This window comes from Lichenifustis flavocetrariae, assembly GCF_026130545.1.
GTDB lineage: Bacteria > Pseudomonadota > Alphaproteobacteria > Rhizobiales > Beijerinckiaceae > Lichenihabitans > Lichenihabitans flavocetrariae.
The window spans coordinates 1-10,340 of record NZ_JAMOIM010000083.1 but is presented as its reverse complement, the minus strand read 5'-3'; the positions used below and the strand labels follow the sequence as shown (position 1 = coordinate 10,340).

At 62.4% G+C, this 10,340-nt stretch carries 8 protein-coding genes and 2 pseudogenes; 4 read left to right on the top strand and 6 right to left on the bottom strand.

Annotated elements, in window-relative coordinates; genetic code table 11:
- Together M8523_RS34790 and M8523_RS34785 are read left to right on the top strand one after the other, a co-directional pair.
- Nucleotides 1-183 (top strand): hypothetical protein (locus M8523_RS34790; RefSeq protein ID WP_282589390.1); only part of this gene is annotated, 183 nt, incomplete at its 5' end.
- Between the two features lie 276 nt (nucleotides 184-459).
- Nucleotides 460-935, top strand: a pseudogene (locus tag M8523_RS34785) (transposase); the annotation flags it as partial.
- An 11-nt stretch (nucleotides 936-946) separates the two neighbouring features.
- Here M8523_RS34785 and M8523_RS34780 read toward each other — a convergent pair.
- Nucleotides 947-3,229 carry a recombinase family protein gene (locus M8523_RS34780; RefSeq protein ID WP_282589389.1) on the bottom strand — a complete coding sequence of 761 codons (2,283 nt, stop codon included), beginning with the start codon at nucleotides 3,227-3,229 and terminating at the stop codon, nucleotides 947-949.
- Complete coding sequence (locus tag M8523_RS34775) at nucleotides 3,222-3,422, bottom strand: hypothetical protein (protein ID WP_282589388.1); 201 nt, start codon at nucleotides 3,420-3,422, stop codon at nucleotides 3,222-3,224. Before M8523_RS34775 ends, M8523_RS34780 begins: the two co-directional genes overlap by 8 nt.
- A gap of 354 nt (nucleotides 3,423-3,776) precedes the next feature.
- Between M8523_RS34775 and M8523_RS34770 the strand changes: the two are divergent.
- Nucleotides 3,777-4,655, top strand: a pseudogene (locus tag M8523_RS34770) (IS1380 family transposase); the annotation flags it as partial.
- A gap of 885 nt (nucleotides 4,656-5,540) precedes the next feature.
- Here M8523_RS34770 and M8523_RS34765 read toward each other — a convergent pair.
- Nucleotides 5,541-6,146, bottom strand: a complete 606-nt coding sequence (locus M8523_RS34765) for a hypothetical protein (protein ID WP_282589387.1) — start codon at nucleotides 6,144-6,146, stop codon at nucleotides 5,541-5,543.
- Here M8523_RS34765 and M8523_RS34760 point away from each other — a divergent pair.
- Nucleotides 6,132-6,926, top strand: a complete 795-nt coding sequence (locus M8523_RS34760) for a hypothetical protein (protein ID WP_282589386.1) — start codon at nucleotides 6,132-6,134, stop codon at nucleotides 6,924-6,926. The two genes, M8523_RS34765 and M8523_RS34760, sit on opposite strands and share 15 nt — an antisense overlap.
- Nucleotides 6,927-7,078: 152 nt before the next feature.
- On the opposite strand, the gene M8523_RS34755 is transcribed toward M8523_RS34760, so the two are convergent.
- From M8523_RS34755 to M8523_RS34745, 3 genes are all read right to left on the bottom strand, one after another.
- Entirely contained in the window at nucleotides 7,079-7,432 is a 354-nt protein-coding gene (locus M8523_RS34755; RefSeq protein ID WP_282589385.1) for a hypothetical protein, read from the bottom strand.
- Nucleotides 7,433-7,494: 62 nt separating this feature from the next.
- Nucleotides 7,495-7,755 (bottom strand): transposase, encoded by a 261-nt coding sequence (locus M8523_RS34750; RefSeq protein WP_282589384.1) that lies wholly within the window; start codon nucleotides 7,753-7,755, stop codon nucleotides 7,495-7,497.
- Nucleotides 7,756-8,198: 443 nt separating this feature from the next.
- On the bottom strand, nucleotides 8,199-10,109 hold the full coding sequence (locus M8523_RS34745; RefSeq protein ID WP_282589383.1) for a methyl-accepting chemotaxis protein: 1,911 nt from the start codon (nucleotides 10,107-10,109) through the stop codon (nucleotides 8,199-8,201).
- Nucleotides 10,110-10,340: the final 231 nt, after the last annotated feature.

Sequence of the window (10,340 nt, the reverse complement as noted above, 5' to 3'; positions counted from 1 at the left end):
GGCAATCCCGATCGAGCCACCCTGGGCGAACGGCCGCTTTCGGAAACTGCGAAGAGAGGGCTGAATATCTCCGTTGGTCGCACTGCCGCCCGTCCGCTCTATGGCTGGATGGTCAAAATGAGAACGGTCGCTACGGAGCGCATCGCATACCGAGCAGACGAGCTGGGCAATTCGAGCACCTGAAGCGTCTCCACACCAACCCTCAGTTTGCACCCTCATCCTTCTGCGCATTATGCTCTCGCGGCGTGATCAGGCCACGTGTGATACTACGCGATCGTTTCCGCCGCAGTGTGTAGCGGCGGCTTGCATGTGACGGTCCCGCAGAGCAGGGACTGACCGATGCCGAACTAACCCGAATAATTCATCCGAGGTTGGTGAGCGTGGCCTAAAGCCCTGAACGGGCGTAGGATTTGGTTGCTGAAGCCGATCCATCTTCGTTGAGGAAGGACCGCACTCACCATGGACGATCCTACGTTGCCGCTGCCCGGGCTGTCACCTGTTGCGGGCCGGACGGTAAAGGCGTGTTTCGACGGCGGGTCTTTGTCGTCGGACGCGGGCGTGCTGGTGCTGCGCGAGGTTGAGGGCCGGTTTGGCGTGGCGGAGCGCTTGGCACGGTGCCTAATGATCCGCGTGATCCGGCGCTGATCACCCATTCCCTGGCCGACATGATCCGCTTCCGCATGCTGATGATCGCGGCCGGCTACGAGGACGGCAACGACGCCGCGAGCCTGCGGCAGGACCCCGTGTTCAAGATGGCGCAGGGGATCGCGCCCTCCGGCCGTCACCTCGCCTCGCACCCGACGATCTCGCGCCTGGAGAACATGGCCGATGCGCGCGCCCTGCTGCGCATGGCAGGGGCCATGGTGGACCTGTACTGCGCCTCGTTCCGACAGGTGCCCAAGCGCATCGTGCTCGACATCGACGACACGTTGGATTGCTCATCAGACTACCCCCCGCTTCCTGGTGCGATGGTGAAAAGGTCGGTTGTGGTCTCTGGTATTTTGATGCGTAAGCCTTTTCCACGTCCTTGGCGGATGTGGACGGCGTCGAGTTCGCCGCGCTTGACACGCTGCAGACCGGTCTGGCGGGAGATGCCGAGCGATTTGGTGGCTTCGTTCATTGGAACGAAGCCAGTTGGCGCGGTCTCGACGAAGCGGCCAAGCAATTCGTCAGTGACACGGATCTGCCAAGGGGCGCCTGGCGTCGGTTGCTCGGCGGGAATGACGCCGGCCTCGATCCAGCGCAGCAGGGTGGAGGGCGTCGAGCCGAACAGGGTGGCCGCCTTGCGCACCGAAACCGGCTCGCTGACAGGGGGCTCCGATGGCGCCTTGCGGCAGGGTATGCCGCGATGGTGGCGCAAGGCCTGGACATGGCTCGCGGTGAAGCGCTCTCCCGATGCCGTGCGACGGGTCTGGCGGTTCAGGATGCCGGCGATGACCCCATCGGCGTGAAGGGGGGCCAAGCGTCGGATCAGGTCGATGGTCTCCTCGTCGGTCTTGCGGGTCGGCGGGTTCGAGTGCGGCAGGGCGATTTCCAGGCGCATGACGTCGCCACTGCGCCAACGGATGGCGAGGCGCGCCCGGTATTCCGCCCGTTCGACAGCGAGGGTCACGTCCTCCAGCAAGGTCCGGAGCAGTTCCTTGCGGTCACGATCGGTGGTGGTTGGTGCCGACCAAGCACGGCGCAGATCGCGGCCGAGCGCAAGGAGCGCGTCGCGTTCCGTCTTATTCAGGCAATTCGGCCTTTGGCGTTGACGGCGGGCCATCTCCCCCTCGGCTTCACCCAGTTCGCGCAGCCGCTGTTCCCACTGTGCCTCCAGGCCTCGGGCAACCAGGCGATTGTCGGGATCCACGGCCTGGTAACGGCGCTCGGCCAGGGACGCCTCATAGCGGCGGCGTTCGATCTCCAGGCGCCACTGCTGCAAAGCCGCGTCATGATCGGCTTCGAGACATTCCGCCGCGCGCACGACGGCCTCCATTCCGGCAGGCTGCACCGCCTCCAGGAATGCCTCGGTCACCGCGACATCGATTTGGCTGCCGCCGATGTTAAGGCAAGACTGGCCGCGACCCTCAACGATGCTATGGCCGGGACAGTGATAGCCGGGAAGGCTATTGCGGCCGCGATAATGGGTTCGCAGCCGACGGCCGCAATGACCGCAGACCGCCAGTCCCTGCAGCAGCGCCGCGCCCTCGCGCACGGCCCCGCCGCGCCGGCGACCGCCGGCCGCGCTGCCATCGGCAGGGCCACGGTTCGGATCGGCAGTCACATGCGCTTTCGGGCGGGTGTTAGCGTCGATGCGCATGCGGTTCGCCTCGAAGGTGTCCCAGTCGATATAGCCAGGATGGTGATCGCGGATCAGCACCGCCCATTCATCGCGGGGCAGCCGGCGTGACCGGCGGCGCATGTTGCCTTGATCGTCAATAGACCGCTCCAAGCGGGTGCGGCCATACGTATAGGCGCCGGCGTAGCAGGGATGGGCAAGGACACCGTGGATGGCCTGATAGGTGGGAAGGACCCAACGCACCTTCCGGCCCAGGGATCGGGTGTCCTGCAAGGGAAAGGGCAGGCCGTTCGACCGGAACCACAACCATACGCGGCGCGCCGAGCCCGTCTCGGCGAAGCGTTCGAAGACGGTGCAGATGGCATTCACCACGGCTTCGTCCGGATGGAACAAAACCTCGCCATCGGCTTCGCCCCAGACAAAGCCGGTCGGCAGGCCGCGGCGTAGCTCGCCGCGAGCGGCCTTATGGCGGATGCCACCATCGAGACGAGCCCGCAGAATGTGCAGCTCGGCTTCCGACATGGTGCCCTTCAGGCCCAGCACGAGACGGTCATTGAAGTCGCCCGGGCGATAGATGCCGTCGGTATCGGCGATCAGGGTGTGGGTCAGCGCGCAAAGGTCCAGCAGTCGGTACCAGTCTGCGTTGTTGCGGGCGAGCCGGGAAACCTCAAGGCAGAGGACGATGCCGACCCGGCCCATAGCGACTTCGGCGGCCATATGGGTGAAGCCCGAACGGCCGACCACGCGGGCGCCGGAGAGGCCAAGATCATCGTCCACGAGGGTGATGGCGGTCCGCGACCAGCCGAGCTGAAGCGCCTTGTCGACGAGGGCATACTGGCGGCGGGTGGATTCGGTGTTGTTCTCGACTTGCGCCATGGAGGATTGGCGGATGTAGACGAAGGCGGCCCGGCGCAAATGCTCTGGCCCCACAGCCGACGCGTCAGTCATGATTGTGCCCCTTCCTCATCGGCACCCGGCTTGTCACCGCCGTCCGATCTTCCGCCAGCGCCTCTGCCGGGCCGGCTGCCTTGGCCAGGATCCGTGCCATGGCGTCGACGAGCGCGGCGCGCTGCTCTGGGGCGAGACGAGCGGACGGGCTCGCCGGTCGTGGGGTGGGAAGGAAGTTCAAGGACAGTTGCACCGGTGCCCTCCATGCCTGACGGCTGCTGGTCTTGACTGCCCGCAAGCGGCGGGCACCCCAGCAAACCGTCGACGACGGTGCGCAACCGGATCAAGTCGGCGATCGAGCCCAACCGGGTGACCGTGCCGGACGCCACACCCGCGTCATCCCCAAGAGTTGCTCGGGGTTCACGATCGGCGAAGTCGGTCCAGTCGGCTGGAACCAGCAGTGGATCGGAGGATGGCGGCGCCAGCAGAAGGTACAGACGGTCGTGCCGTCTTTGTTTGCCGAGGACACAAACCGATTGGCCATGCAGGGCATGGTGCAATCGCAGGACTGTTACCGCCTCCGGCGCAGGCCGGTGGTGGGTAGTCTGTCGATCGATCGTTCGACGCCGTGCACGGCGGCCAGCAACTCCGGCTCTTCAACGCGCATCATGACGAATACGGTTTCCAGCCCATCGTCGTCTTCGATGGCGAGGGCCGCTTCGCCGCCGCGGTGCTGCGCCCGGCCAAGCGTCCCAAGGGTGTCGAGATCCGCGGCCACCTGCGCCGCCTCGTCCGGGCCATCCGCGCCCACTGGCCCCGCGTCGAGATCCTGGTCCGCGCCGACGGCCATTACGGCGTGCCCGAGGTGATCGCCCTGTGCCGGACGATGGACGTTCGCTTCATCCTCGGCGTACCCACCAGCACGCGGCTGCGCCAGCATGTCGTCGGGCTCGAGGCCCAGGTGGCGGCCCGGTACGCCGCCGAGCCCGGCGCCGACAAGGTACGGCGCTTCGCGGATTTCTACGACGGCGCCGCCACTTGGAGCCGGACCGAGCGCATCATCGCCCGCGTCGAGACAGGCGGTCAGGGCACCGACGCGCGCTTCATCGTCACCGACCTCGCGGGCCGGTCAAAGGCGCTCTACGAGACGGTCTACTGCCGACGCGGCTCGGCCGAGAACCACATCAAGGCCTGGAAAACCCACCTGGCCGCCGACCGCACCTCCTGCACCAGGGCCGTGGCCAACCAGTTCCGGCTGTTCCTCCACGCCGGGCCGTACTGGCTCCTGTGGGGACTGCGCACCGCCATGCCGAAGCGCTCCGACTGGCGTGTCGCCCAGTTCGACACCTTGCGTCTGCGCCTGATCAAGATCGCGGCTCGCGTCGTCGAGATGAGGACACAGATCCGAGTGCACCTGCCCACCGCCTCGCCGGCCCAGGTCATTCTGCGCCTCGTCCTCGGCCGCATCCCGCGCCTCGCGACCTGAGCGACGGGGCTCACCATGCCCCCTCATCGAACCCGTCCCGCAATACCCTCATGATCCAAAACCAGCCCGATCTCACCGCCGCCCCCCGCAGCGAGAACGAAGCTTGACCAAACGTTTGTCGGTAGAATTCCCAACAGAGCCGCCAAGCCAGCTTCTACCGGGCTGAATTAAGCCGGCTAAGACAATCGATGACTACGGCTTCACCGCCGATGAGGGTCCCCGTAGGCATCCCACAGCTTTAGGAACTGAAGCCACGGTACGTCGCCGAACCGGCCGAAAGAGTCGACTGATTTCTGACCGCCCGATGCGTGTCGTTTGTCTGAAGACGCCGGGGACACCGGCGGCGCGCCCGTTTTTGGGTGCTCGGACACTTCACCGCTTGTTGGTGGTGATTAGAAGGGCGCGAGACCGGCTTCGCGGATGGCCGATCGCATGCTCCTGATCCTCCCAATAGGGCACGAGCAATGTCGCGGATGCTTGCATCCCGACTTGCGGTATCGTGCCCTCTTGGGCCGAGCAAACTTGTATGCGCCCAAAGGGGGTGCGTACAAGTTTGCGTTATCGTGCCCTCTAAAATTTTGGCTTTATCAGGCCAATTCGTATCTCTCATCACCTATCATGATGGTCCCTGTAAGGCCGGTTACGTCACTCTGGCGGGTCGTTTTCTGTCTTTGGACTTGGCGGCTTACAGAGTTAGAAAACGAAGTTAATACAACGAGATAGCCAAGTCATTTGATCGTGTTTTGAGGGCTTCTTAGACCCCTAGGGCGGCCGCAAGAGGCTGCTTCTGGGGTCCGAGCCCGTGGTTGGCGTGAACCGGACGTATGAGGCCGGTGGAGCACCTTTTTATGCCAGTTAGGCATTAAATATGCCAGAATGGAATTGTTATTGAACACGTTTTCGGTCAGAAAACGTCGGTTTCAGGGAATCGATCCGGATTTTGATAGAATGAGGGAATCGAGTCAGATTTGATCGATTTGAGGGAATCGATCCGGATTTCGTCACATCCAGGGAATCGCGACCGGAAAATATCACTCTCAGGGAATCGAGGTCGGAAAACGGCGGTTTGAGGGAATCGCGGTCAGAAAAGATCGCTTCGAGGGAATCGCGGTCGGATTTTGTTCGTTTGAGGGAATCGAGTCCAGAAAACGACGTTTTCAGGGAGTCGCGTCCAGATTTTATCGTTCCGAGGGAATCGCGGACAGATTTCGACGGACTCAGGGAATCGCGACCAGAAAACATCGCTTTCAGGGAGTCGCGGTCATGTTTCGTCGCTTTCAGGGAGTCGCGGTCGGTTTTTATCGTTTCGAGGGAATCGAGGACAGTTTTCCTCAGTTTCAGGGAATCGATCCGGAAAACATCGCATCCAGGGAATCGTTTTCTGCTTTTACTGCCGAGCGAATCGGCTAACCTTTTTGCCTGAAGGGTCGGCGTTCTGTCCGTTCGTGAGCGTGTTCCTGTGTCGAGGTCTTCCGCATGTTGCTGTCGCATCGCATCCTTCGCGAGGCGCATAAGCAGCGTTTGATACGCCGGAAGAAGCTGGTCACGCGTGCGAATTTTTCGCCCGTCGAGACGATGATTCTGTTCTTCGAGTTGATCCGCGTGGCGGAGAGTAACGAGTTTTTCGACCTCGTGAAGCTTAACTTGTTTGAGGAGCGCTTGTCGGACGCCATCATGGACGCCGTTGTCGGTTCCGGCGTTCTTGAGGATCTGAGCGCCCAGCTGAACGACTTGGTTTTGACGGGCAAGGACTACAAAAACCGGCTTGATCGCCAGATGGCCGTTGGGGCGGCTGCGATGGCGGTTTCGCTTCTCGAAGAGCGAATTTTGTCGTCAGCAGTTGAGGTGCTTCGGCGATTGGCGGCGATCAAGCATGAGGAGGATCCGTCATTGAAGTTGGCGGATATGCCTCGCGCACCGTCGTCTGTTTCTCGTATGGATACCGCGACAGCGGCTCAGGATGGGCCTGGAGAGCCGTCGGAGGCGTCAGGTGTCGATGATAGCGCCCAGGCTCCTTTGCCGGCGTCTGTCGCGGTCGGAGAGCCCTTGTCCGTTGTGTTGCAGCTTGGCCTGCCGCGCAATGGGCGGACCGGCGAGTTGGCTGGGAAATCGTTGCTTCCGCATCCGGCGACGGCGCGGCTGACGCGGGCGGCGAAGCGGGCGACGGCCAAGATAGCGGAGGCGGATCGGCTTTTTGAGGAGGCTGAGGCGGCGAAGGCGCCGAAGGCGCTTGCGGATGCCGAGGCCGAGCGTCTGTCGGCGTCGGGTTGAGCGATTGGTCGCGATTTGGCGGCCGTAGGCCGGCCTTTGCCTGTCCCGACGGGGATTGTCAGCGGGCATGGAAAAAGCCGCCAGTGCCCCGATTTTGGGGGCGCTGGCGGCTTTGATTCGATTCGGCTAGTTTTTGCTGCGACGTAGGTTCGCTATCGTGCTGACGCTGCTGGTTTTTGATGGTCGAAGCGGCTTCGGGTCTTCGCGATTGCCGGTTCTGTTGGAAGGTTGTGGTGATCTCGGATCAAGAGGTGCCGGTTTCGCTTTTGTCCAGCAATCTGGTTGGAGTTGATCTCCCTGTCGTTTTCGAAAACGAGATCGGCGGGAAACGCGTCATGGTGGTTAGCGCTCGTGATTTGTATCGGTGTTTGAGGGTGGCAACCGCGTTTACGCATTGGTTCGAGCGTCGTCGTCAGGATCACGGTTGTGTTCAGGGCGCTGAGTTTCTGCCAATTTTGGCAGAAATTCAGCCCGTCCCGACGACGAGATAGGGTCGCAAACAGCATCGTGCTGCGGGTCGCCCTTTAGGTCTCAACCCTTGATTTTGAGCGCGCCACATCGGGCGCGCTCAAACCGTCGAACCTCTCAAAGTCTTCGCTTTCGACGAACCCGTACTCGCTGATCCGTCCTTTGACCCAGTTTGTGAAGTTTCGCCCGACCGGGCCTGCTGGCGCCATTTGTAGATCAGGCTGGTCGACACATCGTAGCGACGGGCCACCTCCGTCGCCACCGCCCCGGGCATGAACGCCGCCGACAGGATCTCCCGCTGCGCCGCCGCGCTCCAATGACGCCGACGTTCCGGGCCGGTCTGCAGAGTGATCTGGTTCATGCTGTGCAGCTACAAGCGCTTGTAAGGTGGACTTACAAGCAAAGCTTCGCAGCCGCACTAACCTCTCGCAAGGCGGTCTTCGCCGGGCGGATACACCTTGCCGGCGAGGAATGGTGTTTCAGATGTGAGCTCGAGCGGACGACGCTTTCTTTCAGCCCGTCGAAACGGTTTTCAGAACCGACCGGCGCAAGCCTTGGGCCGCCGCGTCATATCCTGGATGTTGACCTCCCGCGGGCGTCTTTCCGCGTCGTAGCAAAAGGTTATGACTCCTTCCGCATGCCCTATCAGCGCCTTCCTCACTTCGTCGCCCTGCCCTGCCTTGGAAAGCGCATCTTGAAAAGCGTGGTTGAAGGAGCAGAGGCTCAAGCCGCTGCCGACCTTCAGCTAGTCGCGACTAACCCACCTTATTCACTTCCCATCATCAGGCCAGTGAATAAGGTGGGCTAGAACTCCTCCCAGCTTTGTGCGGCCGCCTCCGGCTTGCGCGCGATCCCGCCGGTGCCCGTCGTCTTCAGGGCAGTGACAGTCTTGCGGGCCGGCCTCGCCTGGAGCCGCGCAGCGAGCGGGCGCTGGTTCGTTTCGATCTGGAACTGTCCGATCAAGCGCGCAAGCTCCTCGGTCTCCTGCGCCAGGTTCTTGCTGGCTGCCGTCGATTCTTCGACCATGGCGGCATTCTGTTGCGTCACCTGATCCATCTGGTTGATGGCAGTGTTGACCTCCTGCAAGGCCGTCGCCTGTTCCTGCGTGCTGGTCGCGATATCGGAGACGACCGCGTTGATTTCGGCTACCTGAGTGACAATGCGCTTCAGAGCGTCGCCCGTCTCGTTGACAAGATCGACGCCCGCTTCGACCTGCTGGCTTGAGGTCGAGATCAGCGCCTTGATTTCCTTGGCGGCCTCGGCCGATCGCTGCGCCAGGGCCCGGACCTCCGAGGCCACGACCGCGAAGCCACGGCCCGCTTCGCCCGCTCGTGCCGCCTCGACACCGGCGTTCAGCGCCAGCAGGTTGGTCTGGAAAGCGATCTCGTCGATCACCCCGATGATCTGGCTGATCTTATGCGCCGATTTCTCGATCGCGCTCATGGCCTCGACGGCCTGACTGACCACGATGCCCGAACGTTCCGCATCGGACTTGGCGCTGCCGACGACCTTCTGGGCATGGCGAGAGCCATCGGAGGTCTTCTTCACCGTGGCGGTGATTTCATCGAGCGCCGCCGCCGTTTCCTCCAGGCTCGCAGCTTGCTGTTCCGTGCGGCGGGACAGGTCGTCCGAGGCGGTCGAGATCTCGGCCGTGCCCAACCGGATCGCCGAGGATGACCCCGAGATCACAGCCATGGTGTTCTGTAACTTGCCAATGGCGCTGTTGAAATCCTCTTTCAGCTGTGTGGCTTTGGCGGCAAAGGCTGACTCGATGCGATGCGTGAGATTTCCATCCGAAAGAGCGCGGAGGCCGGTCCCGAGTTCCGTGATGATGTGCAGATCGTCGGCTGCAGCGCGGGCCTGAGCAGCTTCACGCTCCTGACGTTCGCGTTCGAGAACTTCACGACCAACACTTGCCTGGGCTTCCGCCCGTAACTTGCGGGCTGCTTCGCCGAACGCGGAGGCCGTTCGTGTTAGATCACCAACCTCGTCGGTTCGCTCGGTTCGCTCAATGATGGCGTCGGCCTCTCCCTGCGTGATGCGATCCATCGCCCGGGTGAGCCGCGCGATCGGCATCGTGACGCTGCGCGAAAAGATGACGCCCATCAGCGTCGCCAGGGCGATGCTGGCGAGACCTCCGATGAGAAGTGCCCATTGGGCAACGCTGTGCATCTGGTCGGCAAGGCGCCCGCGTTCCACCAACAAAGCCGCCTCGGCTCCGCTGATCTCGGCCGCCTTAGCCCGGATCGCATCCATCGATTGCTTGCCGAAACCTGAAGACTCACGGGTGCGCGCCTGATCCTGGGTAGCGACATCCGTCATCAGCTTGATCGAGGGCTTGGCGGCCTCGTCCCGCCATTGCGCCACGAGTCGGCGAAGATCCGCGATACGCGTCTGCTGCGCAGGATTGTCAGCAGTCAGAGATTGCAGTTGATCCATAGCCTGATCGCCCGCGGCCTCGCCGGCATTGTAGGGCTCAAGGAAGCTGTCCTTGCCTCCAATGAGGTAGCCGCGCAGTCCAGTTTCCTGATTGACCATGCTGGTGACGACCCCCTCGATCTTCGCGAGGACCTCATAGGTGTGATCATTCCATTGGGCAGCTTGTCGAAGAGAGATAAGAACAAAGAAGAGAACCGCCGATAAAACAAGTGTTCCCGCGATCTGAACAGCGAAAGCGAGGCCGAGTTTCTTCGATATCTTGAGGTTATCCCACATCATTAACTCCGCGACGACCCAAGGCGCTGACGAACCGGACATGATCCGCGCCGCTCGCGACGCTCGACCGAAAGGGTCAATGAACACCTACAATACCCGATCAGCGCCCTTTACAGGCCGATATACTGAATCGTTTGGAGCGCGCGCTGCTGCGTCTGTCTTCGTCGATTTGGCTTCCGTAGATCTCCAAGCCTGCGCCACCTCCGCGAGATGATAGGAGCGCCAGTCCGA